The following is a 24,761-nucleotide window of genomic DNA, read 5'->3' on the forward strand; positions in this document are numbered from 1 at the left end:
CCGGGGGCCCCCGCGCCCCCCGGCCCCCGGCGGGGGCCCGGGGCCCCGCGGCCCCGGGGCCCCGAGGGTTCACCACCATCTACCGGCCAAGACGCGCCGGGTTCTGGAACCCGCCTGCCCACCCGAGAGGGCGGGGGTGCGGGGATCGCGTATGCGTGACCGGGGACCACCTTCCAATCCGGGGCCTGCGCGGCGTCCGAGCGAGAGTGCCCATCGCCCGGGCGATCCTGATGGTGCCTGCTCCCCTCTCCTCATGGGTCATCTACTCGGGTACTGCTGCATGTGTCGCGGTGGTGCTCGGCGGCCTTCCCTGGCCGCCGTCCTGCTCGTGGCAGTTCCTGTCTGCCGCGACCATGGACTCTCTTGGCTACGAGAGGAACTGTACCCAGGGCGGCGCCGGATGTCTACTGCGGCGAGGACAGATTTTTCGACTCCGGAGAGGCAGCCACCCTCCGGCCGTTCAGGTCGCTTCGGTCGCGACCTTGGTGGCCCAGCGGTAGTCGGCCTTCCCGGCACCCGTCCGCTGGACCGCCTCGACGAACACCCAGGCCTTTGGGAGCTTGTAACGGGCCACGTGCCGGGCGGTCTCCGCCGCGAGATCGCCCGGAGACGCGGCGGAGCCGGCGCGCAACTGGACAATCGCGACGACCTCCTGACCCCATCGTCGCGACGGCCGCGAGGCGACCAGCACGTCGGCGACGTCGGGGTGGGCGCTGATCGCCGCCTCGACCTCCTCGGTGAAGATCTTCTCCCCGCCCGAGTTGATGGTCATCGAGTCGCGAGAGAGCTTCACTGGTCGTCCCGTCTAGTTTTGGAAGGTGATGACGCCCCGGATGATGGTTCCGGCGGCCTGGTCGGCGTATCGTCCGTTGACCTGATCGAGCGTGTAGGTCCTGCTGACCATCTCGTATAGCCTGAGCCGGCCCTGCTTGTACAGATCGAGCAGGAAGGTGATGCGCTCGCGCGGACTGCTGCTGCCGTAGATCGAGCCGACGAGCGCGACTGTCGCTCGATCTCGGCGACCGTGAGGTCCCAGCAATCGCCGGTATGATGGCTGCCGTGCACGAGCACGATGCCGGTAATGCCATCTCCTCGCCCGGCTCCTGATGCGTTTCCTTGTGCTTGATCGGTGCCCGACATGCCGCCCGCCTCGTCGTTCGGTGACCCGCCGGTACGCCGGGAAGTGTGAATGTCACCCTCCGGCGTACCGGTCTTTGACAGTCGCGCCACTGCGCCGCTCGTGTCAGGAGGCGGGGGCCACCTTGACGCCAGGAATGGTCTTGCCGCAGATGGGCTCAGCGCCCGGAACGGTCTTGAAGGAATTGCCCTCGAGTTGAGCCATGAACAGGCACTGATCTTGGGCGGGTTGATCGGCGTTGGGGTCCGCTGTCTGGCTGCCGAAGAGGCCCAGCGCGTCCCAGTTGTGGATGGTTGAGAGGCTGGCGATGAGCGAGGCCTGGGTGGGATTGGCGGCCGTGCCCTTGAGCGCGCGGACGAGCAGGCCAACGGAGCTGTAGCCGGTGTACTGGGCCAGGGTGGGTTCGCCGGTCACCCTCGCGGCCTTCAGGTCGCTTTCGAACTGTCGGGTGGCCGGAGTGTTGAGCTCGACGGGTTGGTAGCTGAGCGCGAAGTAGGCGCCCTGCGCGGCCTGGATCGCGCCGGGACCTGCCTGGGTGAGGTCGCCGCCGTAGCCGACGGGCATTAGCGCGGCCTTGATGTCGACGCCCTGGTCGTGCAGGCCGGTCAGGATGGCGAAAGAGGTGTTGGGGTCGACGAGACCGGTGAAGCCGTCGATTCCAGCGGCCTTCATGGCGAGCACCACGGCGCCGACGTCGGTGCTACCGAAGGGGAACTTGGCGTTGAGGTAGCCGACCTTGATGCCGGCGCGCCTGGCGGACTCCGCGGAGGCGCTGGCCGCCTCGGAGGACTGAGGTGAGACCGAGTAGCCAATCGAGGCGACACTGGTCACGCCCATCTTCTTGAGAAAGGCTCCGGTGGTCGTCGCCACGAACGTCTGGTCCAGTGGACCGGTGACGGGGAACATGTTCTTGGACGTGGTCCACTCTGGGCCGTCCTCGGGTATCCCGATCACGGGAATGTTGTGGGCGGTGAGATAGCCGGTCGCGGTGAGCGCGATCGCGGAGCTGGCGATGACGGCGAGGACGTGGTCCTGGGTGACCATCTTCTGGGCCGCCGAGAGCGCGGTGGCGGGATTGGTCGCGGTATCGCCGATCACGTATTTGATCGTGTAGCCCTGTCGGGCGGCGTACACGACGCCGGCTTTGACTCCGTCGATGCTGGTCTTGTTCCCGGACGAGGCCGGTCCGGTGACGTCGGTTAAGACCCCGATCGTGATGGTTGTGGCCGGCTTTTTCGTGCTGCCATCGCTTGTCGCGCCGTTGCCGCTGGACGAGCCGCACGCGGCGAGGGTGACGAGCAGCGCCGCGGCGCCGGTCGCGGCTGCGGCGAGCGCTCGCCGTTGTCTGTAAAGCACGGTTCCTCCTGGGCAGGCCGGCGTGGCTTTGCGGGATGTGCTTCCTGACGGCGTCGGTGGTTCGCGCATGCGGTGGTCCGCGTCGACTATCGGGGCAACGGGTCGCAAGACGGCGGCGTAGCAGTGCTACGTCGGTGCCCACGTCTCGAACGTGCGGTCAAGATCGCCGGCTGGGGCCGTCGGGGGAAGGGAGGCCAGGTGGTTGACGAGCAAACCGGCCGGACCGCTCGCGCTGGGGGCGCTGACGGTCATCGTTACGTCTATGTCGACGTCGACTTCGATATTGATGCACCATAGTGACCGATCGCCGGTCTGGCAACGGCCTTCGTCGAGCACGGCAACGTCTGCTCGTGCCTCGTCGGAACGGTACGGGCGCGCGTGGGCAGGATCTGTTTCGGCGAGATCGAGCCGGAGCTGTCCTGCACCAGCAGCAGAACCACCGCCCAATCTGGGCAGAAACGCGACCGCTCGCGAGGGCCCGGCGGACGGTGAAGCAGCGGGTGGCGAGAACCAGCCCGTCCAGCTCACTGGATGGCGTGTGCCGGCGCCTGAGCCCGTCTCCGGGTCACTTCTTGATGACGAGGTGCTGTGGGCTCCGCAGGAAGTTGGTCGGGTAAATGAGGTCGTCGGTGGGGGTCACCAGCTGGTACTCGGGCGCCACGGCAAGGAGCTCCTCGATGGCGACCTTTGCTTCGAGCCGGGCGAGGGATGCGCCGAGGCAGAAGTGCACCCCGTGGCCGAAGGACATGTGCTGGACCGCGGAGTCACGTCCGATGTCGAAGGTGTCGGGGTCGGTGAAGACCTCGGGGTCGCGGTTGGCCGAGCCCAGCATGGTGCACAGGTTCTGCCCCTTGGGGATTTCGACGCCGGCGATGACCGTGTCCTGTCGGGTGCCTCGGCTGAAGTACTGCACCGGTGAGTCGAAGCGCAGCGTCTCCTCGACCGCGGCGGCGGAGAGCGTCGGGTCCCGCACGACGCGCTCCCGCTGTTCGGGATAGCGGCCGAGGCTTAGCACAGCGTTGGTGATGAGCCGCATGGTCGTCTCGTGGCCGCCGAGGATCATGATGATGCAGGAGGCGACGACCTCGGAGTGGCTTAGTCTGCCGTCCTGGTTCGCCTCGACCAGCCGTCCGACCAGGTCGGGGGTCGGGCCGTCCTTCTCCCTCTTGGCGACCTGTTCGTCGAAGTAGCCGAACAGGGCATAGAGCTGCATCCCTCGTTCCCTGGGGGTGAGCTCGCCGGCCTCGGCGCCGATGCCGGCGGCGTTGTCGGACATCCGCTGGAAGTACTGCGCCTCCTCGGGCGGGACGCCGACCATGTTGGCGATCACGTTGCCGGGGAACTGGGCGGCGAGGTCTCCGACTACGTCGAAGATTGCATCCCCCTTAGCGAGCGGCGCCACGAGGGCGCGAGCCTTCTTCCGCATCTCGGCTTCCGCCGCGGCCACGGCCCGGGGGGTGAAGGCCCGCCTGACCACCCCGCGGACCCGTTCGTGGTCGGGTGAGTCCAGGACGATGACCGTGTCGTCCAGCAGCACGTTGTCGTTGTAGCCCGGCTGGCTCCGCCCCATCATCTGACCCGGAATGATCTTCGCATGGTCGACGGCGCTGAGGCTGAAGTCCTCGGGGTTGGCGTGCGCGGCGCGGACTTCCGCGTAGTGCGGCAGCAGCCAGGGCCCGCGCTCAGTGCGGAGCACCCGACCGGCCTCGCGCATCCTGGCGTAGAGGGGGTACGGGTCGATCACGCCGATGGGCGTCCAGTCGAAGTCGACGATCGTCACGGTGCTCCTTGGGTGCGGCCCGGGCGGATTGACACCATCCTAAACTGATACAAGAATCCAAGACTAGTTATTGCATCGGGGTGCCGATCCGGCCTTCGCTGGTGCTGCTGTGACTGGTGAGCCCGAAGGAGTGTGCGATGGCGGGTGCCGTGACGACGGAGCGGCGCGAGCCGTCCCGGGTGCGAGCCGTCCTGGAGCCCTGGCTGGCGGCCCACCTTGGTGTCGGCAGGCTCGACCGGCTCACCGTCGAAGCTCCGAGCGGACATGGGTTCTCGAACGACACCCTGCTCGTCGAGTTGGTGACCAACGGGGAGCGGCTCGACCTGGTCGTGCAGGCCGCACCGACGCAGGCGGGGCTCTTCCCGGACTACGCGATCGCTGAGATGTTCCGCCTGCAGCGCGACCTGCGCGACCTCTCGACGGTGCCGGTCGCGAACGTCCGCTGGCTCGAGCAGGACCCGCGGCTCCTCGGCGCTGCCTTCTACGCGATGGACCGCGTGGAGGGCAAGGTGCCGGACGAGTCGCCCCCCTACCACCGTGGCGGCTGGGTCTTCGACGCCACTGCCGACGATCGCGCCCGGATGACGCAGTCCCTGCTGACCGCGATGGCCGCGTTGCACCGCCTCGACGTCGCGGAGCACTTCCCGTACCTCACGAGCACCCGGTGGGGGATGGCGCTGGACGCTGATCCCGCGGCCGAGCGGGTGCGACAGTGGCGTGACTACACGGCGTGGGCGTGCGACGGAGACAAGCCGCCGGCCTTCCTCAGCGACGCGTGGCAGGTCCTGGGCGAGGCGTTGCCTGAGCGCCCGGAGCGCCTGTCGGTGGCCTGGGGCGACGCGAAACTCGGCAACGTCATCTTCCGGGACTTCGAGGTGGTGGCCCTCCTCGACTGGGAGCTCTGCGGTGTCGGCCCCGCCGAGGAGGACCTCACGAACCAGCTGGCCGTGGACCGGGTGCTCGCGGGCATGGGCGCCACGCCGATGCCGGCGTTCTTCTGCCCCGACGAGGTGCTCACGGCCTACGAGACCCTCCTGGGGCGACCGCTCGTGGGCACGCGCTGGTGGTACGCGTTCGCGGTCGCCAAGATGGCCGCGGAGGTCCACCGCATCCTCGTGCAGTCACGCAAGCTCGGAGCCCGCTCTGGCCTCGGTGACCTGAGCCGCCTGAACATCGCCGCCCCGGAGCTTCGACGAGCCCTGGGCCTCCTGTGAGGATTCACCATGCCTGACCAGTCGACGTCCGACCGCCTGAAGCGGTACGGCAAGCGCCTGACCGTGGACGATGGATTCCACGTGCCGACGACCCTCGACTACCACTGGACCGAGACCAACTGGTTCGCCCTCGTCGTCCCAGACCGGAAGCTGACCATCCAGCTCTACCCGTTCTTCCAGACCAACCAGAACGTCTTCTCAGCCGGGGTCTACATCTGGGACGACAGCGGCGACCAGTGGTGGAACTGCCGGTACGCCAAGAACTTCTGGCACCTTCCCTTTCCCAAGGACCCCCTTTACGACCTGAAGCTCCCCAACGGACTGCGCTACAAGACGATCGAGTCGCTGCAGAAGTACGAGATCGGCTTCGCCTGCCCGGACGGCGAAGCGGTCTCGCTCGACATCACCTGGGAAGGGGTCGTGCCGGCCAACCGCGGGTCCAGCGCGACGCACATGGATCAGCCCGGGCGGATCCGGGGGACCCTGGTCCTGGACGGCGAGGCCATCGACGTCAACGGAGTCGGATTCCGCGACCGGACCTGGTCCCCGCGCTCCCAGTTCGGACAGGGTGTCGGGCCGTTCGCTTCGATGGGCTACACCTGGGGCACCTCGATGACGTCGGACGACGGGTTCTTCCTCCTGTCCGGCAACCTGGACAGCGACTGCCTGGACTACACCCTGCTGGACGGCATCCTGTTCCGCGACGGCGAGAAGGCGAAGCTCACGCAGGCGAAGCGCACCATCCTGCGCCGGGACCCGGCTACTGGTTGCCCGGAGGCCATCGCCATCGACGTCACCGACGCCGAGGGCCGGACCGCGCATATCTCGGGCACGACCGTCAACCGCTTCGTCGTCAACCTCTACCCCAGTCTCCTGGTGTGGGAATGCCAGACCCGGTGGACCATGGACGGGGTCGACCTCGTCGGCGAGGACGAGGACAACTGGGGCATCCACGACTTCAGGCGTTTCCTGCGACGGACGTCTCCCGCCTGACGACCGGCGTCAGGCCTGCTGGGCCCCTCGCCCGGGGTGAGGAGCCTCGCCTGCCGGCAGCTGGAGCAGCCCGATGAAACGACTGAGCCGCTCGTAGACCTGTTCGATGGCAAGCGACCCGCTGACCCAGGCGCCGAGCAGGACGTCGAGCAGGGCTCCCACTGCCAGCATCACGACCAGCTGGTTTTCGGGGGGCATCCCCACGAGTGGTGCGGCGAGGACCGTTTTGCTGTTGTGCGCGAGCTCCTGCCCGATCGCGCGAGCGTAGGGGTCAGACGTCCGGGTGGTCATGACCAGCAGCTTGTAGAAAGTGGGCTCCCGCTCGAAGGCGCGGACGGTCCGGAAGAGGATGTCGGTGAGCCGTTCCCGGCTCTCGCGGGCCGGGTCGACGTCACGGACGACTTCCTCGCTGAGCGAGAGCAGCCACGCCTGGAAGACCGCGGCGAACAGGTGCTCCTTCGACGGGAAGTAGCGATAGACGGTGCCCAGGGCCACGCCGGCCGCCGCCGCGACATCGCGCACCTGAGCGACTTCGTAGTCGGTCGTGCGTATGATCTCCAGCCCCGCTGCCACGATCCGCCGGCGGCGTTCCAGCTGGCCACGAGTCAGATCCTCAGGACGCGGCGGAGCCGGCCTGTCCTTCTCGGGCTGGCTCGTCACCACGTACGGGCGGGAGCGGGGCACGCGAGCATTCTCCCTCGGTACGTTCCGACGCGGTCACCTGCTCCGGGCAGAGAGATCGACGCCATCGTAGCGATCAGAGCGCGCTCTTCTCGAGGATGTGGACGGCGCAGGCCGATCCCAGCCCGATGACGTGGGCCAGGCCCACCCTGGCGCCGTCGATCTGGCGCTGGCCCGCTTCACCCCGCAGGTGGTGACACACCTCCCAGATGTTGGCGATCCCCGTCGCCGAGATGGGGTGTCCCTTGGATTCCAGGCCGCCGGAGACGTTGACCGGCAGTGAGCCGTCGCGCCACGTCGCTCCGGACAGGAACAGCTCGGCCGCGCCCCCGGGCTCACACAGCTCGAGGTTGTCGTAGTGGACGAGCTCCGCGGTCGCGAAGCAGTCGTGCAGCTCCACGAGGTCGAGATCCTCGGGGCCGACGCCGGCCTGGTCGTAGGCCTGCCTGGCCGCCTGCCTGGTGAGCGTGTTGACGTCCGGGAGCACCTGGCACGCCTCCTGCCAGGGGTCCGAGGTCAGGATCGACGCCGAGACCTTCACCGCTCGTCGGCGCTGCTCGAGGGAGAGGGTTTTCAGCTTGCTGTCGGAGACGACGACCGCCGCGGCCGCGCCGTCGCAGTTCGCCGAACACATCGGTCGGGTGTTCGGATAGGCGATCATGATGTCGTTCATGATCTGTTCGAGGGACAGGCGGCTGGTGTAGGTCGCGAGCGGGTTCAGCGTCGAGTGGGCGTGGTTCTTCTCGCTGATCTTCGCGAACAGTTCGAGGGGGGCTCCCGCGTAGGCGTGCTCGTGGACATACTGCAACCCGATCTGGGCGAAGATCCCGGGCACGGCGTCAGTGCCGAGGCGGCCGTCGAGCGGGGCGAGCGCGCCGAGCCGCCCCTGTGACTCGAAGGCCGCGCCCTCGGCGCGCTGGGTGCTGGGCAGCAGGCCAGCGCCGGAGAGCTTCTCCACGCCGACCGCCAGCCCTGTGTCGACCTCGCCGGCCTTCACCGACAGGATGGCCGCGCGCAGCGCCGTGGCGCCGGTGGCACAGGCGTTGAGAACGTTGAAGACGGGGATGCCGGTCTGCCCGATCTGTTTCTGCAGCTTCTGGCCGATCCCGCCGGCCCCACCCATGAGGTTGCCTGCGGCCAGCACGCCGATGTCGTGGATGGTGACGCCGCCGTCCCGCAGGGCGGCCAGGGCTGCCTCGGAGGCGAGGTCCAGCGCGTCCTTACCGGCGTGCTTGCCGAACTTCGTCATGGAGATCCCGAGGATCCACACGTCCTCCGCCATCAGGCCGCCCCGCTCTCGATCGGCTCGAACCCGTAGCCAACCGCGTTGGTCCCCGCGGCGTCGGTGCCAAGGGAGAGGATCGTCAGGCGCACCTTCATCCCGGCGTGCACGTGCTCGGGATCGGCTGCGATGTTCACGATGTTGCCCCGGACGGTCGTCCCCTCGCAGTCGACGATCCCGCTGACGTAGGGGACCGGAACGCCCGGCGCGGCGAACGACACGATCGTGAAGGTGCGCACGACCCCCTCTCGCGCCACCTCCACCTGGTCGAACCCGGCGTCGCTTCCGCAGGATGCGCAGGCGTTTCGGCGGTCGAAGAACCGAGCCCCGCACGCTTTGCACGCCTGGACGACGAGGACCGGCGGGTCCCCGAGCCTGAGGTAGTTCACGAACGGAAGCCTCGCCATGGCTGCTCCTCGCCCTCGCCGTCGCGGCAGAGACCGACGCCGCCGCGGAGGTACTATTATTGGACTTAGACTCCAGTTATAGCAGAGGGGTGGACATGGCAGTCGTCGCGGCGCCGAACCGGATCAACGTGCTGGACCCGCAGTTCTACGTCGACCCCTGGGAGTCCTACCGCTGGCTGCGCGACGAAGCTCCAGTGTTCTGGGATCCCATCCAGAAGCTGTGGGTCATCTCGCGGTACGAGGACGTCCGCCTAGTCGAGAAAGACGGGAAGACCTACTCGTCCGCCGCCGGCACCCGCCCTCACCTCGATCAGCGCGACGACGACTCCATGATCAACATGGATGACCCGGCCCACCAGGAGCAGCGGGCGATCGTGCTCCGCCATTTCACGCCGCGGGCGGCCCGCGGCCACGAGGAGCACGTCCGCCGGCTCGTCACCGGCATCCTCGACGAGGTCACGCCACTGGGGGAGTGTGAGGCGATCGAAGCGATCGCCTCTCGGCTGCCCGCGATGGTGATCACGGACCTGCTGGGCTACCCGCGGGAGATGTGGCCCAAGGTCCGGCACTGGTCGGAGCAGGTCATGCTGCTGTCCGGCCAGACCTCACCGGACGGCCCGCCACACGTCGCCCACCCGGGCATCGCACCGGTGTTCACCGACTGGGCCATCGAGACGACCAAACTCATCACGGCCCGGCGCGCGGACCCCCAGGACGACCTGATCTCCTTGTGGGCCCAGCGGGAGGGCTGGACCACCCAACACATCCTGAACGAGACGATCCTGGTCCTCGACGGTGGCGCGGAGACGACCCGGACCGTGATCGGTTCGTTGATCCGCGACCTGGCCCTGCGACAGGAGCAGCGCCGCCTGCTCCTCGAGCGCCCGGAGCTGCTCAGGGACCGGGCCGTCGAGGAGTTCATCCGCTGGGTCTCGCCGATCCTGAACATGCGCCGGACAGCCACGGTCGACCACGAGCTGCACGGCCAGCCGATCAAATCCGGTGACCAGCTACTCCTGCTCTACGGCGCGGCCAACCGCGACGAACGCGAGTTCACCGCCCCCGAACTGCTGGACGTGACCCGCGAGCACAACCACCACCTGGCCTTCGGTTTCGGCACCCACGTGTGCCTGGGAGCGCACCTGGCCCGGCTGGAGATCCGCGTCATGTTCGAAGAACTGCTGCGGCGCATGCCCGACTGGGAGGTCGTCGACCCCGCCGAGTCGACGATCATGCCGTCCACCTTTGGTAGGGCCTATGACCAGGTGCGCATCCGGTTCACACCGACCGCAGCCTGAGGTCCACCTCATCGACAAGAAGTGCTCCCAGCCCAGGAGGAGATCACGTGGTCGATCCAGCGCACACCGGGGTGTTCCTGCCCAACCTTCTTGTCTCGGCACTTCGCAGGCAAGGGCACAGGCCCGCGGTCTACCTCGGCGACGACGTCCTGACCGCGAACCAGCTCGGACATCGGATGAGCCAGTTCCACCAGGCGTACCTCGCGGCCGGGATCACCCAGGGCACCGGTGTGGCCATGCTGTCCAGCAACCGGCCCGAGGTGCTCTACGCCTTCGGCGCCTACATGCTCGCAGGCGCCCGCCACTCCGCACTGCACCCGTTGGGTTCCCTCGACGACCACGCGTTCGTCCTCACCGACGGCGGGATCGACACGCTCGTGTTCGACCCGGCCCTCGGCGACTGGGTCGAACAGCTCGCGGCGCGCGTCCCGACCCTCAAGCGCCTCCTGTCGTTCGGACCCTGCGCCATCGGGGAGGATCTCGTCGCGCTGGCGGACACCTTCGAGCCTCAGGAGCTCCGGGCGCCGGTCCTGGACCCGGAGGGCATCGGTGCCCTTGCCTACACGGGCGGCACCACCGGCCGACCCAAGGGCGTGATGGCCTCCTACCGGGGCAGCGCCGCGATGGTCCAGACGATGGTGGCCGAGTGGCAGTGGCCCGACGACGTCCGCCACCTCGTCTGCACGCCGTTGAGCCACGCAGGAGCAGCGTTCTTCATCCCGGTGCTGCTGCGCGGCGGCTCGCTGGTCGTCCTGCCCAAGTTCGACGCGGGAGCGGTGCTCGAGTCGATCGAACGCGACCGGATCACCTCGATGATGCTGGTGCCCTCGATGATCTATGCGATCCTCGACCACCCCAAGCTCGCGGAGACCGACCTCGCCAGCCTCGAGACCATCTTCTACGGCGCGTCGCCAATGTCCCCGACGCGACTGCAGGAGGCGATCCGCGCCATAGGCCCGGTCTTCTTCCAGTTCTACGGCCAGACCGAGTCACCACAGACGGTGTGCGTCCTGCGCAAGGAGGAACACGACCCCGACGACCTCGGCCGGCTCGCCAGCTGCGGGCGGCCCGTCCCCTGGGTGCACGTCGCGCTGCTGGATGACCGCGGCAACGAGGTGCCCCAGGGAGAGCCCGGCGAGATCTGTGTCCGCGGGCCGCTGGTCATGCAGGGCTACCTCAACCAGCCCGAGCAGACCGCCGAGGCGCTCCGCGACGGATGGCTGCACACCGGCGACGTCGCCCGCGCCGACGAGCACGGCTTCTTCACGATCGTCGACCGCAAGAAGGAGATGATCGTCACCGGCGGTTTCAACGTCTTCCCACGCGAGGTCGAGGACGTCCTCTCAACGCATCCGGCCGTCGCCGCGACCGCCGTCATCGGCGTCCCCGACCCGAGATGGGGCGAAGCGGTCAAGGCGATCGTCGTGCTGCGCCCCGGCTCCACCATCGGGGCAGACGAACTCATCGCCCTGGTCCGTGCGGCCAAGGGGCCGCACTACGCCCCGAAAAGCATCGACCTCGTCGACAGCATCCCCCTGACCGCCGTCGGCAAGCCCGACAAGAAAGCGCTGCGCCAGGCCTACTGGGGCGACACCGAACGCAAGGTCGGCTAACGAGAAACTCCTGCCCGCACGCTCTTCGCGCGAGGTCGTATCTGGCTCAAATGGATCCACTTGGCTGGTCCGGTCGGCTCAGGACCGAACAGGACGTCGGCTTGCCCGCCTCGCCGCCTAACGCCGTAGTTGTCCTCGTTGCCCTTGCGGATCAGCGGTTTGAGCCTGATCGCGAAACGTCCGGATAGGCGGCTGCCAACGAAGCCTCGTTTCTTCGAGCGGGTGGGCGTTATAGGTGGATCGACCGGGGCGCGTCGGGTGCGCTGGTTGCGGGATCTCGGTGCGGTGCGAGGGCGGAGGTGACCCATGTCCTGCAGGCGCGTCGGGCCTGGCGTTTCTCGGTGAGGTGGGCGTCGGTGAGGAAGGTCGCGGCCACGCCGCGGATCAGTCCCTGGAGCAGGACTACCGCGGTGCGGGGGTCGAGGTCAGTTCTGATCGAGCCGTCGCGCTGGCCCTGTTCGATCAGTCCGGCCCAGCCTTCGTAGCTGCGTCGGTCGGCTTCGAGCATTCCCTCGACGGATGCCGCGGCGGGGAAGGTCGCGCCCCACATGACGATCAGGGCTCGGTCGGCGCTGCTGGGGTGTTCGAACCGCTTGAGGTACGCGTCGACCGTCGCGCGCACGAGGTCGAGCCCGCAGAGGTCCTCGACGGAGTGGCCGGCTTGTTCGACAGCGGCCCAGGCCGCGTCGTCGATCTGGTTCTGTGCCCTGTGGGCGAGTCGGGCTACGAGGGCGTCCTTCGACCTGAAGTGGTGGGTCGGTAGCCCGCGGCTCGCGCCGGCGCGCTGCCCGATGCGGGCCAGCGAGGCACCCTCGACGCCGCGTTCGGCCACCAACTCGGCGGCCGCGTCGAGCAGCGCCTCCTCGGACCCGTTTCGCCGTTCGAGCTGAGTCCGACGGCGCGGGGCGGCGGAATCCATGACCGTAAGCCTCTCTATGACCATGGTCCGGGGCCCCCCCCCGGCGGGGGGGGGGGGGGGGGGGGCGGGGGGGGGTGGGGCGGCGGGGGCGGGGGGGGCGGGGGGGGCTGGGGTGGCGGCTGGTAAGACAGCGGCCCTGGCGCCCGTTGAGGTCGTGGACGCCTCGATTGGAGACAGCCTCACAAGCAGGACCCGTCGGTGGCGGTGGTCGCTCGATGACCACCGCCTCCGGCGTCCGCGGGGTCGGCGTCGCGGCAGACCTGTTCGGCCGGCGGGACGCGGCGTCGGCGGCGCCGGGAGTGGGTACCCACAACGCGACGCGTAGTGGCGGAACCTTCACGGAAGGCGACGGCTCGGATGAGGATTGTTTGTGTCGGCGGCGGGCCCGCCGGGCTGTACTTCGCGATCTGCGCCAAGAGGCGCAACCCCGACCACGAGATCACCGTGCTCGAGCGGGACCAGGCCGGATCGACCCACGGCTGGGGGGTCGCCTACTGGGAGCCACTGATCGACCTGATGTTCCACAACGACCCTGTCGGCGCGCTGGCAGTGCGGGACGCCGCGGCGCTGTGGCAGGAGCACCGGCTCGCCGTCGGCACTCGGACGGCCTACCTGCCTGGCCACGGCTACGGCATCCAGCGGGCGGTCCTGCTCGACCTGTTCGCGCGGCGCGCGACCGAGCTCGGTGTCCGGTTGCGCTACCACCAGGGGGTTGTCGACGCGGCGGAGCTGGACGCCCTGTGCGCGGAGAACGACCTGGTCGTGGCGGCGGACGGCGGGCGCAGCCAGGTGCGGCGGCTGGCTGGAGCGGACGTCTTCGGCACCCGCCTCGAGGAGGGCCAGAACCCGTACATCTGGCTGGGTACCGACCAGCGGTTCACGGACTTCCGGTTCGCGTTCCAGCGGACGCCACATGGCTGGATCTGGTTCCACGCCTACCCGTCCGCGTCGGATGTCGGCACCTGCGTGTTCGAGTGCGCGCCGACGACCTGGACCGGGCTCGGTCTGGACCGACTCGACGACGCGGCGGGGCGTGACCTGCTGGAGACGATCTTCGATCGCCAGCTTGCCGGCCACCGGCTCCTCGGCGGCGGCGAAGGCGAGCGAGACACGAGTCGGCCGGCCCACTGGCAGCGGTTCACCCACGTCAGCAACCGCTCGTGGCGGCACGACAACATCGTGCTGATCGGCGACGCCGCGCACACCACCCACTTCACCTTCGGGTCCGGAACCGCGCTGGCGATGATGGACGCCGTCATGCTCGCCCGGTTCCTGCGCAAGCACGACGGCGACCTTCCGGCGGCGCTGACGGAGTTCGACCTCGCCGGGCGCAAGGCGCTCGGCCGGGTCCAGGCGCATGCGCGCAGGGGGTCGGACTGGTTCGAGCGGATCGACGATCTCTTCGACCGCGAGCTGGCCAGCCCGCAGGACGGTAGTGGCGGGCCGGATCCGCTGACGGTCGCCGCGGCGCTGTCCACCCGCCATGGCGGCGGTATCCAGCCGCTGCGCCGCCGGGTGCTGCGGTCGAACCAGGTCCCGGCGGTGCGCCGGGTGCGCCGGGAGGCCAGCACGGGCGGCCGCTGGCTGCGCGACCGCCGCCGCGCCCGCGAGCTGACCCGCGCCGGCTAGGGCTCGCGGAGCGTCAGAGCGAGGGACTCGACGGTGAGCTGGGCCACCAGCCCAGGGTTGGCCGCCAGGGCGTCGCGGGTGGCGAGGACCGCCTCCAGGCGCTGCAGCGTGCGCTCCGGCGTCGCCCTGGCCGCCAGGCCCGCGATCTCACGGGTGGCGTCGGGATTGACCGGGTCGACGGTCGCGCCGAGCTGGCGGGCGAGGACGTCGCGGTACAGGCCGGCGAGGTCGAGCAGGGCCCGGTCGAGCGAGTCCAGCACGGTGCGCCGGCCCCGGCTCTTCTGTGACTTCTCCAGGTCCTTGAGGGCGCCGGCCGCTCCGCGCACCATCATCGTCTTCGCCTTCGGGGCGGCCTTCGTGACACGTTTGGTCCGGCCGGTGCCCCCGGACGAGGTGGCGCCCATGCCGAGCGCGGTGCGCAGCGCGCCGGCCTCCGCCTCGTCGCGCTCGGAGTTCGCGGTCTGGGCGTCGGCGTTCGCGGCGGCGACGAGGTCACCGGCCGCCGCGAGGCACTCGGCCACCCGGCCGAGCCGGCTCGGGAGCGCCAGCACCTGAGCCCGGCGGCCCCGGGCCTCGTCATCGGTGGCCAGCAGCCGCGCCCGGCCGACGTGGCCCTGCGCGGCCCTGGCCGCGACCTGGGCCGTCGCCTCGTCGACCCCGTCGCGCCGCAGCACCCCGACCAGATCGTCGACGGTCGGCAGCCGCAGCGCCACCACTCGGCAGCGGGACCGGATCGTCGGCATGACGTCGTCCACCGAGGGCGCGCACAGCAGGAACACCGATCGCTGCGCCGGCTCCTCCAGCGCCTTCAGCAGCGCGTTCGCGGCTGAGTCGGTCAGGCGGTCGGCCTCCTCGATGAGCAGGATCCGGTACCGGCCGCTGGTCGGCGCGCTCGCCGCGTCGCGGACCAGCGCCCGGACGTCCTGGACGCCGAGCGAGAGCCCCTCGGCCCGCACCGTGCGCAGGTCGGCCGCGGTGTCGGTGAGCACCGTGTGGCAGCCGACGCACTCACCGCAGCCTGGCCGCGCGCCGGCGCCCTCGGCGCGCACGCAGCTCAGCGCGGCGGCGAAGGCCCGAGCCGCGTCGGTCCGGCCGGCGCCCGCCGGACCGGTGAACAGCCACGAGTGGGTCATCCCGGCCCGGGCGGCCGCGAGCGCTCCCTGCGGGCCACCGACGAGCGTCGCGGCGGCGGCCGCCGCCGCCAGGGTCTCGACCACCGCGTCCTGGCCGACGAGTGCGTCCCAGACGGTCACGCCGACCCCTCAGGCCCCGCTCCGTCGACGGAGCCACCCGGGCGGCCGGCGCCGCCGTTCGCCCGGCCGGGGTACGCCGCGTCGTAGACCGTGTCGCCGTCGTGGACCGTGCCGTCGTCGTGGACCGTGTCGCGGTCCGTGGCGGTGGCGGCTGCCGCGGGCTCGGTGAGCCTGCGTTGGACGGCCTGCCGGATGAGGCCGCGCAGCTCACTGGCCGGGGCCGTCCCGTCGAGGACCAGGTAGCGGTGCGGCTCGTCATCGGCGAGCTGCAGGAGCGCCGCCCGGACGCGTTCGTCGAACGCCCCGGCATGACCGTTCGCGCGCGTGCCGTTCGCGCGCGTGCCGGGCGCGGCCGGGTTCCTGGGCTCGGCGTCGAGCAGGATCGTCACGTCGGGCACCAGCGACCTGGTAGCCCAGTGCGACAGCACGGTCAGCTCGTCCAGGGCGGCGCACGCCTCGGCGCTCTGGCGGGCTATCTCCGCGTCAACGTACGAGTCGGTGAGCACCACGGCGCCGCGGGCGAGCGCCGGCTCGATCACCCGGGCCACGTGCTCGGCGTGGATCGCCGCCGTGAGCAGCGCCGTGGTCCGCGGGTGCAGCCCGGCCGCCGGGTCCGGCTGCACCGTGCGCAGCGCAGCCTCCAGCTCGGCGGTGTCGGCTGGGCTCTCCGCGGTGACCAGGACCTCGCGGCCCGCCTCCAGCAGCCACCGGCGCAGTGACTCCAGCTGGTCAGCCCGGCTCCTGAAGTCGGCGCCCTCGATGGCGACGAAAAGCCCGGCGTGGCGAGGCCGGCGGACCCCGCGGCGGCCGCGCAGCGCATTCCACAGCTCCGGCAGCACCGGAACGCCCGAATGATCGTCCATCTGCCGGTAGGCGAACAGCCCGACCACGATGGCCAGGGCACCACCGGCCAGGAGCACCACCGTCACGCCGTCGGCGCGGACGTTGACCTCGCCCCAGAGGTGGATCTGATGGGTGCCGATCAGGCCCACCAGCGCCGGCGCGACCGCCAGGACCAGCAGCAGGTCGACGCGGACCAGCGACTGCACCAGCGCGAACGTGCGCCCGCGCAGCTCGTCGGCCACCTCCGCCTGCAGCAGCGTGTTCCCGGTGACCCAGGCGACCCCGGCGAACATCCCGACCAGCACGACCAGGATGCAGGCCAGCACCAGGTTCGGGATGATCGCGACGAACACCAGCGTGATGCCGGCGCCGGTGACGCAGACGCCGAACAGGCGGGTACGGCTGTAGTCGCCGAGCAGCTTCGGTCCGGCCGCCATCCCGGCCGCCAGGCCCACGAACACCGCGCCGAACAGCACGCCGTAGGCCGAGTCGCCGCCGCCGAGGATGTGCACGTAGAGCCGGCCAAGCGCGATGACGCAGCCGGCGCCCGCGAACCCGCCGAGGATGCCGACGACCAGGCCGCGCACCAGCCGGTCCTGGCCGACGAACTTCCAGCCCTCGGTGATCGAGGCGAAGAAGCCCGGCTCCGGGCCCTGGTCCGGCCGCTGCGCCTTGCCGATCGAGCGCAGCCCCCAGATCACGATCGCCGAGAGCAGGAACGTGACCGCGTTGAAATAGAGGGCGAGGTCGACGGGCGAGTCCCGGAACCACGGGTAGCTGGGCGCCAGGCTGCGGGCCAGCGTGGCCAGCAGCGCGAAGATCGCGGCGGCCACCGGCGCGCTGCCGTAGGTGGTGATGAGGCTCAGCGTGTTCGCGGCCGCCAGCCGCTCCTTTGGCACCAGGTGCGGGACGCTCGCCTCCTTGGCCGGCGCCCACAACAGCGTCACGCACTCGACCAGGAACGACGCGATGAACAGCCAGGTCAGCGTGCCCACGATCGGGATCGAGGCGAACAGCGCGAAACGCATCAGGTCGGTGACGACCATGGTGCGGCGCCGGTCGAGCTTGTCCGCGACCGCGCCCGCGATCGGGCCGAAGATCAGCGCCGGCATCAGCCGGATGATCAGCAACGAGCCAATCCCGTAGGCCTGCCCGGAGAAGCTGTGCGCCAGCTCGGCGACCATCGCCGTCGTGGCCAGCAGGCCCATCCAGTCCCCGAGGCTGGACAGCCCGAGCTGGATCCACAGCCGGCGGAACTCCGGGATGCGAAGCACCGCGCGGACGTCGCCTTCGTCCGAGCTCGCCGGGGCTCGCCGCTCCGGTGGCTCGGGGACGCTGGTGACCGGGTGCTGCCCGACCGACCGGTGCGCCCAGCCCGCCCGCCGCGCCCGCCGCTCGACTAATGCCGTGCCCGCACCCGCCGGCCCGTCGGCGGGCAGCCCGGCGCGCCCGTTGGGGGCCGTGGCTCCCGACGGGCCTTCCGGGCCGTGCGCCGCCCCGGAAGGCGCGTCGGCCCGTGGGCCGGGGGAGCCGTTCCCCGACTGGTCATCGCGGGCGTCCTGGAAGCCGAGCTGCGCTCGGCGAACGGAGCCTTCCGCCTCGTCCGCCGTCGACATCAACCCTCGCCGGCGCCGTCAGCGCCAGACGCGGACCGCTTCGTCGCGCGCGTGCCGGTCTTCGTGGTCGTCTTCGCCGTGGCCTTGGCGGCGGACGACGCGCGTGCCGAGGACTTCGCCTTGGCGGTGCTCCCAGCCTTCGCCGGCGCCTTGGTGCCGGCCCGGGCCGTGGCGCGGCGCGGGGTCGCCGGGCCCCGGGCCCGCCGGTCGGCGAGCAGCTCGGCGGCGCGCTCGATCGTCAGGGTGTCGATCTCGTCGCCCTTGCGCAGGCTGGCGTTGGTCTCACCGTCGGTGACGTAAGGGCCGAACCGGCCCTCCTTGAGCACCATCGGCTTACCGCTCGTCGGGTCCGCGCCGAGCTCGCGCAGTGGCGGAATCTCGGCCGCACTGCGCCGGCCCCGAGTCTTCGGCTGGGCCAGCAGGTCGAGCGCCTCCTGCAGCGTCACCGTGAACAGCTGCTCCTCGTTCGCCAGCGAGCGGCTCTGCGTCCCGTGCTTGACGTAGGGGCCGTAGCGGCCGTTCTGGGCGGTGATCTCCTCACCGTCCTCGCCGGCGCCGAGCACCCGGGGCAGGGTGAGCAGCTTGCGGGCGTCGTCGAGGGTCAGCGTCTCCAGCGACATGGTCGACAGCAGGCTCGCGGTGCGCGGCGGCTCGGTGTCGGTGGTGACGTAGGGGCCGTAGCGGCCCGCCTTGGCGGTGATCGTGGCGCCGTTGTCCGGGTCGGTGCCGAGCACCCGATCGCCGGACGGCGCGTCGAGCAGCTCCAGCGCCTTCGGGATCGTCAGCTCGTCCGGCGGCAGGTCTTCGGGCACGCTGGCGCGGCCGTCGCCGTGCTGGACGTAGGGGCCATACCGGCCGACCCGCACGACGACCGGAAGCCCGTCCTCGGCGGCGCCGAGCGGGATCGAGTTGACCTCGCGGGCGTCGATCTCGCCGAGGCGCTCGCTGACGAGGTGTTTGAGGCCCGGGTCGGGGGCGGCGCTCTTGCCGTTCGTGGCCGAGGCCGCCACCAGGTCAGCGGCGTCGTCGCCGAAGTAGAACCGGGTGAGCCAGTCGGTCGATCCGGACGAGCCGGACGCGATGGCGTCGAGGTCGTCCTCCATCGACGCGGTGAACCGGTAGTCGACCAGCCGGCCGAAATGGTCCTCCAACAGCCCGACGACGGCGAACGCGACGAAGCTGGGGACGAGCGCGGAGCCCTTCTTCCAGACGTAGCCGCGGTCCTGGATCGTGCCGATGATCGACGCGTAGGTCGACGGGCGGCCGATGCCCAGCTCCTCCAGCGTCTTGACCAGGCTCGCCTCGGTGAACCGGGGGGGCGGGCTGGTCGAGTGGCCGCGCGGGGTGAGGTCGCGGGTGGCCAGCTGGTCACCCTGGCGGACGTCGGGCAGCCGCGTCTCGCGGTCCTCGAGCTCCGCGTCCGGGTCGTCGGCGCCCTCGACGTAGGCCCGCAGGAAGCCGGGGAAGGTGATGACCTTGCCGGTCGCGGCGAACTCGGCGTCCTCGTTCGTGCTGGACCTGCCGCCGAGCCGGACGGTGGCGCTGGTGCCGCGGGCGTCGGCCATCTGGCTGGCGACCGTGCGCTGCCAGATCAGCTCGTAGAGGCGGAAGCCGTCGGTGTCGAGCTCGCGGCGCACCTCGCCCGGGGTGCGGAACGTGTCGCCGGAGGGGCGGATCGCCTCGTGCGCCTCCTGGGCGTTCTTGACCTTCTTCGTGTAGACCCGCGGCTTCTCCGGCACGTACTCCGGGCCGTACAGCTGGCGGGCCTGCTCGCGGGCCGCCGCGAGAGCCGTCTCGGACAGGTTCGTCGAGTCGGTTCGCATGTAGGTGATGTAGCCGTTCTCGTACAGCTTCTGCGCGATCTGCATCGTGCGCTGGCTGGAGAACCGCAGCTTGCGGCCCGCCTCCTGCTGGAGCGTGGAGGTCATGAACGGCGGGTACGGCGAGCGCTTGTACGGCTTCGTCTCGACGGAGCGGACCGCGAACGTGGTGGCCGCCAGCCGCTCGGCGAGGCCCCGGGCCCCGGCCTCGTCGAGCCGGACCACCTCGGTCGAGGTCAGGTTGCCGGTGGCGTCGAAGTCGCGGCCGGTCACCAGCCGGCGGCCGTCGAGGCCGACCAGGGTCGCCGGCAGCGGCGTCGTGTCGGGTGCCTTGCCGTCGTGGCCGACGGTGGCGACGAACCGGCCCTCGATGTTCCAGTAGTCGGCCGAGCGGAACCGCATCCTGGCCCGCTCCCGCTCGACCAGGATGCGCGTCGCGACGCTCTGCACCCGGCCGGCCGACAGGCGCGGCATGACCTTCTTCCACAGCACGGGGGAGACCTCGTAGCCATAGAGCCGGTCCAGGATGCGCCTGGTCTCCTGGGCGTTGACGAGGTTCTCGTCGATCTCGCGCGGGCTGTCGACCGCGCGGCGGATCGCCTGCGGGGTGATCTCGTGGAAGACCATCCGCTTGACCGGGACCGTCGGCTTGAGCGTCTGCAGCAGGTGCCAGGCGATCGCCTCGCCCTCGCGGTCCTCGTCTGTCGCGAGGTAGAGCTCACTCGCGTCCTTGACCAGCTCCTTGAGCTTGGACACCTGCGGGCGCTTGTCCGGAGTGACGATGTAGAGCGGCGCGAAGCCGTTGTCCACGTCCACCCCGAGCCGGGCCCACGGCTTGCCCTTGTGCGCGGCCGGCACGTCCGCCGCGCTGCGTGGCAGGTCGCGAATGTGGCCGATGCTCGACTCGACCTGCCAGCCCGGCCCCAGGTAGCCGGCGATCGTCTTCGCCTTCGCGGGCGACTCGACGATCACCAGTCGGTTGCCGGTGCCTGCCGGTGCGCGCCGGCGGCCGCCACCGCGGGTGGTACCGGACGACGTCTCGGCGTCGTCGACCTGCTCGGCCAGGTCGACGTCCTCGGCGTCGAGGTCGAGCGGTTCGGCTAGCGGTGTGGACGACCGGGACGGGGTCCGGGCCGTCGTCTTCGCGCGCGGTGGCACTGGTCTCCTCGGTACTGCGTGTGCTCGGCTCTGCGTTTGGTGAGCATCGTGGGGTCCGGGAACAACCCCGGATCGATATTGCGGCCTTCCGGGACGCTGCCAGAAGGTCAGCGACCACGGTAGGCCGGCTCCGTTGTCGGGAGTCGCGTCCTCGCGGCGGCCTCGGCTGCCGCGTGTCGTGCTGCACGGTACGCCGCGCCGTCGCGGTCGGCTGCTCGCCGCCCGGCCGGTTGAGCCCGGCGCAGGTTCGATCGTGGCACGCTCGCGACCGCGAGGGACGAGTCCCCCCGGTCACAGGCCGCCCGCCGGACTCCCGTTCCCACCACTACCAGTGAACCCGAGATATCGCGAGAGTAGGGCCCGGCGCTCTGGGGGTCAGGTTACGGACCTGCCGACGGGAGCCCAGGGGGCGCGCCGTCGGAGGTGCCGCTTCGACCGGCGGGGCACCCCCGATGGGGCCCCCGACGACAACGACCACCCGCCTCCGGCTGAGCCGGCGACGGGCGGTCGTTGGATGCGGACACCTGGCCTGGCGGCGGTCAGGACCGCCGACTGGTCAGGACTGGCGGCCGGTCAGGACTGCCGGTTGGTCACGTCCCCGTCAGACGTTCACCTGGTCGGGGGCGGTCGCCGGCTGGCCGGCCGCCGTCGCCACGACCACGTTCGACGAGACCGCGGTCCCGCTGCCTCCAGGAACGGCGTCGAGAGCCGAGCCGCGCCGCTTCGAGATCGTGATCACCGTCGCGATCACGGCGAGCGCGACGATCGCGATGAGAACCCGCAGCCAGGTGTTCTTGTCCTGGCCGACGGAGAACTTGACCACAGTTGGCGCGATCAGCAGGCTGACCAGGTTCATCACCTTGATCAACGGGTTGATCGCCGGGCCGGCCGTGTCCTTGAACGGGTCCCCGACGGTGTCGCCGATGACCGTGGCGGCGTGGACGTCGGAGCCCTTCCCGCCGTGCATACCGTCCTCGACCAGCTTCTTCGCGTTGTCCCAGGCACCGCCCGAGTTCGCCAGGAAGACGGCCATGAGCACACCACCGGCGATCGCGCCTGCGAGGAAGCAGCCCAGGGGCGGGTAGCCGAGACCGAAGCCGACCGCGATCGGCGCCATCACGGCGAGCGTGCCGGGTGTCACCAGCTCCCGCAGCGAGTCACGGGTGCAGATGTCGACGACCGCGCCGTAGTCGGGCTTCTCGGTGCCCTCCATGATCCCCGGGTGGTCGTGGAACTGCTTGCGCACCTCCCAGACGACCCGCCCGGCGGCCCGGCCGACAGCGTTGATCGCCAGACCCGAGAACAGGAAGACGACGGCCGCCCCGAGGATCAGACCGACCAGCGCGTCCGGATAGGCGACGTTCAGGCCGCCGACGGTCCCGCGGGTGGTACTCGGCGCGACGCCGGCCTTGCCGAGTGCCTCGGTGACGGTGTCGGTGAACGAGCCGAACAGGGCGGTCGCGGCGAACACCGCCGTGGCGATCGCGATGCCCTTGGTGATGGCCTTGGTCGTGTTGCCGACCGCGTCGAGCGAGGTGAGGATGGTCGCGCCCTCCTCGGTGACCTCGCCGGACATCTCGGCGATGCCCTGCGCGTTGTCGCTGACCGGCCCGAAGGTGTCCATCGAGATGATGACGCCGACGGTGGTCAGCAGGCCGGTGCCGGCCATCGCGACGGCGAACAGCGCCACCGTGATGCTGCCGGAGCCGAGCAGGTAGGCGCCGAACACCGCCGCGCTGATCAGGACCGCCGAGTAGACCGCCGATTCCAGGCCAACCCCGATGCCGGCCAGGATGTTCGTGGCCGCGCCAGTGGTGGACGCGTCGACCACGGAACGGACCGGCTTGCGCTTCGTCTCGGTGAAATAGCCGGTGAGCAGCTGGATCGCCGCCGCCAGCACGATTCCGATGAGGCAGGCGCTGATGGCGATGACCTGCGGGTCACCCTTCGGGATGCCGCCGGTCAGGTCGTGGAAGTCCTTGAAGCTGCCCGGCAGGTAGACGAGCGCGACTACCACGACGCCGATCGCCGAGATGACGGCCGAGATGAAGAACCCGCGGTTGATCGCGGCCATCCCGTCCCGGTCGCCCGCCCGCGGGGCCACCGCGAAGATCCCGATGACGGCGGTGATGACGCCGATCGCCGGGATCAGCAGCGGGAACACCAGCCCGTGCGAGCCGAAGGCCTTGATCCCGAGAATGAGCGCGGCCACCAGGGTGACCGCGTACGACTCGAAGAGGTCGGCCGCCATGCCCGCACAGTCGCCGACGTTGTCGCCGACGTTGTCCGCGATCGTCGCCGCGTTGCGGGGGTCGTCCTCGGGGATGCCCTTCTCCACCTTGCCGACCAGGTCGGCGCCGACGTCCGCGGCCTTGGTGAAGATGCCGCCGCCGACCCGCATGAACATCGCGAGCAGCGCGGCGCCGAAGCCGAAACCCTCCAGTACCTGCGGCGCGGTGTGCTTGAAGATCAGCACCACCACCGCGGCGCCGAGCAGGCCGAGGCCGACGGTGAACATGCCGACGACGCCGCCGGTGCGGAAGGCGAGCCGAAGCGCGGCCTTCTCACCGCGCTCGTTGGCCGCCGCCGCGGTCCTGGTGTTCGCCCTGGTCGCCAGCGACATGCCGACGAAGCCGACGAGTGCGGAGAACACCGCGCCCACGACGAAGAACGCCGACCGTCCGATCCGGGCGCCCAGGTCGTCGGCCGGGAGGGCCAGCAACACGAACGGGATGACGACGACGAAGGCGGCCAGGGTTTTGAACTGTCGACTGAGGTAGGCCGCGGCGCCCTCCTGGACGGCCTTTCCTACCTCGATCATCTTGGGGCCGCCCTGGCTTGCCGCGAGCACTTCGCGGACCAGATAACCGGCCACCAGCAGGGCCAACGCTGCGATGAGCGCCACACCGGCGACCAATCCCAGTTGCCCGCCAGTAAGGTCGATCCCAGTGCCCGCGGGTGACTCCGCGGCCTGGATCGGGGGCATGGTTCCTCCCGGTCTGCACTTTTTGTCCCCTGCCTGATCGGCAGCGCGTACCTCGTCATCGCTCGACGAAGCACGCGCGTCCGACGGTCACAGCGCGGCGCCGCATCTGACGACGCCGTGGGTGGTTACTCGGGGATGTTGTGGACTCGCGGTTTCCGCGGGTGGCGGCGCGCAGGCGACATCGCCCCGCGGGACCGGCTGCAACCGATCCCGCAGGCAGCTCCAGTCGGGGTCGCGGTGCCCTTTTTTCGGGGGCGTCACGAGTGAACCGACCGGGTCGGCGCCTGCGTGGCCGTTCTTAGCGGAAGCTCCTGCGTCCCCACCTCCACCGCTCTCCACCGGGAGCACCAACGGGGTCACGGGCGGTCAGTTGCGACCGTCCGTGAGATGCGGCGGAGTCTATCCACACGTCTGCGGCGTGCGCTCGTTTTTGAGCCTCCCGCCCCGTGACATGTTTGGCCAACTGCGGCCCTACCTGCGGGTACGTAGCCACTTTGTGGCGAGCGGCCTTCCCCGGACGCGCTGCGCAAACCGGGTTGAAAAACCAAAGATCAGCGGGCGGATTTTCCGCAAATGTCACTGAGCTGTCGCCGAAAAGCCGTGCTGCCACAGTCGGCCGCCGCCGGGATCGCGGCTTCTCGACGGCGCGATCCGACGGTGCCCTGGAGACCGCCCGCGCCGGGGGCCGGGCGGGGGGGGGGGGGGGGCCCCCCCGGGCCGGGCCGGGGGGGGGGGGGGGGGGGGGGGCGGGGGCCCGGGGGGGGCGGGGGCCGGG

General features: G+C 70.4%; 16 protein-coding genes and 1 pseudogene. 5 read left to right on the forward strand and 12 right to left on the reverse strand.

All coding sequences use genetic code 11. The features are described 5' to 3' along the window. Positions 1–460: 460 nt before the first annotated feature. The 4 genes and pseudogenes from I6A60_RS13870 to I6A60_RS43510 all read right to left on the reverse strand — a co-directional run. Positions 461–787: pseudogene (locus I6A60_RS13870) on the reverse strand (acyl-CoA synthetase); the annotation flags it as partial. Between the two features lie 18 nt (positions 788–805). Continuing rightward, positions 806–1,039 carry a hypothetical protein gene (locus I6A60_RS13875; protein ID WP_203014055.1) on the reverse strand — a complete coding sequence of 78 codons (234 nt, stop codon included), beginning with the start codon at positions 1,037–1,039 and terminating at the stop codon, positions 806–808. Positions 1,040–1,243: 204 nt separating this feature from the next. Beyond that, positions 1,244–2,494 (reverse strand): ABC transporter substrate-binding protein, encoded by a 1,251-nt coding sequence (locus I6A60_RS13880; RefSeq protein WP_307873672.1) that lies wholly within the window; start codon positions 2,492–2,494, stop codon positions 1,244–1,246. 565 nt (positions 2,495–3,059) lie between these two features. Continuing rightward, complete coding sequence (locus tag I6A60_RS43510) at positions 3,060–4,274, reverse strand: cytochrome P450 (protein ID WP_203014049.1); 1,215 nt, start codon at positions 4,272–4,274, stop codon at positions 3,060–3,062. A gap of 137 nt (positions 4,275–4,411) precedes the next feature. Between I6A60_RS43510 and I6A60_RS13890 the strand changes: the two genes are divergently transcribed. Next, positions 4,412–5,488 carry a phosphotransferase family protein gene (locus I6A60_RS13890; protein ID WP_203014046.1) on the forward strand — a complete coding sequence of 359 codons (1,077 nt, stop codon included), beginning with the start codon at positions 4,412–4,414 and terminating at the stop codon, positions 5,486–5,488. 9 nt (positions 5,489–5,497) lie between these two features. Beyond that, complete coding sequence (locus tag I6A60_RS13895; protein ID WP_203014043.1) at positions 5,498–6,481, forward strand: hypothetical protein; 984 nt, start codon at positions 5,498–5,500, stop codon at positions 6,479–6,481. A gap of 9 nt (positions 6,482–6,490) precedes the next feature. Here I6A60_RS13895 and I6A60_RS13900 read toward each other — a convergent pair whose 3' ends face one another. The 3 genes from I6A60_RS13900 to I6A60_RS13910 all read right to left on the reverse strand — a co-directional run bounded on the left by I6A60_RS13900 (position 6,491) and on the right by I6A60_RS13910 (position 8,851). After that, a complete protein-coding gene (locus I6A60_RS13900) occupies positions 6,491–7,165 on the reverse strand; it encodes a TetR/AcrR family transcriptional regulator (protein ID WP_203014040.1) in 675 nt (224 codons plus the stop codon). A 73-nt stretch (positions 7,166–7,238) separates the two neighbouring features. Further along, positions 7,239–8,444, reverse strand: a complete 1,206-nt coding sequence (locus tag I6A60_RS13905; RefSeq protein WP_203014037.1) for a thiolase family protein — start codon at positions 8,442–8,444, stop codon at positions 7,239–7,241. Beyond that, positions 8,444–8,851, reverse strand: a complete 408-nt coding sequence (locus I6A60_RS13910) for a Zn-ribbon domain-containing OB-fold protein (protein WP_203014034.1) — start codon at positions 8,849–8,851, stop codon at positions 8,444–8,446. Before I6A60_RS13910 ends, I6A60_RS13905 begins: the two co-directional genes overlap by 1 nt. 95 nt (positions 8,852–8,946) lie before the next feature. Here I6A60_RS13910 and I6A60_RS13915 point away from each other — a divergent pair, with 95 nt between their 5' ends. Continuing rightward, positions 8,947–10,149: a cytochrome P450 gene (locus I6A60_RS13915; protein WP_203014032.1), complete on the forward strand. Its 1,203-nt coding sequence runs from the start codon at positions 8,947–8,949 to the stop codon at positions 10,147–10,149. Between the two features lie 47 nt (positions 10,150–10,196). Beyond that, on the forward strand, positions 10,197–11,762 hold the full coding sequence (locus tag I6A60_RS13920) for an AMP-binding protein (RefSeq protein ID WP_203014029.1): 1,566 nt from the start codon (positions 10,197–10,199) through the stop codon (positions 11,760–11,762). Between the two features lie 229 nt (positions 11,763–11,991). On the opposite strand, the gene I6A60_RS13925 is transcribed toward I6A60_RS13920, so the two are convergent. Further along, positions 11,992–12,681: a TetR/AcrR family transcriptional regulator gene (locus I6A60_RS13925; RefSeq protein WP_203014026.1), complete on the reverse strand. Its 690-nt coding sequence runs from the start codon at positions 12,679–12,681 to the stop codon at positions 11,992–11,994. A gap of 357 nt (positions 12,682–13,038) precedes the next feature. Here I6A60_RS13925 and I6A60_RS13930 point away from each other — a divergent pair, with 357 nt between their 5' ends. Further along, on the forward strand, positions 13,039–14,310 hold the full coding sequence (locus I6A60_RS13930) for an FAD-dependent monooxygenase (protein WP_203022018.1): 1,272 nt from the start codon (positions 13,039–13,041) through the stop codon (positions 14,308–14,310). Here the strand turns inward: I6A60_RS13930 and I6A60_RS13935 are convergent. The 4 genes from I6A60_RS13935 to I6A60_RS13950 form a co-directional block, all read right to left on the reverse strand. Continuing rightward, positions 14,307–15,563, reverse strand: a complete 1,257-nt coding sequence (locus I6A60_RS13935; RefSeq protein ID WP_203055628.1) for a DNA polymerase III subunit delta' — start codon at positions 15,561–15,563, stop codon at positions 14,307–14,309. The genes I6A60_RS13930 and I6A60_RS13935 overlap by 4 nt on opposite strands. Continuing rightward, entirely contained in the window at positions 15,560–18,022 is a 2,463-nt protein-coding gene (locus I6A60_RS13940; protein WP_203022020.1) for an MFS transporter, read from the reverse strand. Before I6A60_RS13940 ends, I6A60_RS13935 begins: the two co-directional genes overlap by 4 nt. Continuing rightward, entirely contained in the window at positions 18,022–21,000 is a 2,979-nt protein-coding gene (gene topA, locus I6A60_RS13945) for a type I DNA topoisomerase (RefSeq protein WP_203022021.1), read from the reverse strand. The genes I6A60_RS13940 and topA overlap by 1 nt, the downstream gene beginning before the upstream one ends. A gap of 601 nt (positions 21,001–21,601) precedes the next feature. Then, positions 21,602–23,986 carry a sodium-translocating pyrophosphatase gene (locus I6A60_RS13950; protein ID WP_203022022.1) on the reverse strand — a complete coding sequence of 795 codons (2,385 nt, stop codon included), beginning with the start codon at positions 23,984–23,986 and terminating at the stop codon, positions 21,602–21,604. Positions 23,987–24,761: the final 775 nt, after the last annotated feature.

Origin of the sequence: Frankia sp. AgB1.9 (assembly GCF_016786355.1) — a bacterium.
Taxonomy (GTDB): domain Bacteria; phylum Actinomycetota; class Actinomycetes; order Frankiales; family Frankiaceae; genus Pseudofrankia.

Bases quoted from the DNA above. Each gene is read 5' to 3' on its own strand.
- I6A60_RS13915 (WP_203014032.1), top strand. From the start codon at position 8,947: ATGGCAGTCGTCGCGGCGCCGAACCGGATCAACGTGCTGGACCCGCAG.
- I6A60_RS13950 (WP_203022022.1), bottom strand. From the start codon at position 23,986: ATGCCCCCGATCCAGGCCGCGGAGTCACCCGCGGGCACTGGGATCGAC.
- I6A60_RS13890 (WP_203014046.1), top strand. From the start codon at position 4,412: ATGGCGGGTGCCGTGACGACGGAGCGGCGCGAGCCGTCCCGGGTGCGA.
- I6A60_RS13910 (WP_203014034.1), bottom strand. From the start codon at position 8,851: ATGGCGAGGCTTCCGTTCGTGAACTACCTCAGGCTCGGGGACCCGCCG.
- I6A60_RS13905 (WP_203014037.1), bottom strand. From the start codon at position 8,444: ATGGCGGAGGACGTGTGGATCCTCGGGATCTCCATGACGAAGTTCGGC.
- I6A60_RS13930 (WP_203022018.1), top strand. From the start codon at position 13,039: ATGAGGATTGTTTGTGTCGGCGGCGGGCCCGCCGGGCTGTACTTCGCG.
- I6A60_RS13895 (WP_203014043.1), top strand. From the start codon at position 5,498: ATGCCTGACCAGTCGACGTCCGACCGCCTGAAGCGGTACGGCAAGCGC.
- I6A60_RS13925 (WP_203014026.1), bottom strand. From the start codon at position 12,681: ATGGATTCCGCCGCCCCGCGCCGTCGGACTCAGCTCGAACGGCGAAAC.
- I6A60_RS13940 (WP_203022020.1), bottom strand. From the start codon at position 18,022: ATGTCGACGGCGGACGAGGCGGAAGGCTCCGTTCGCCGAGCGCAGCTC.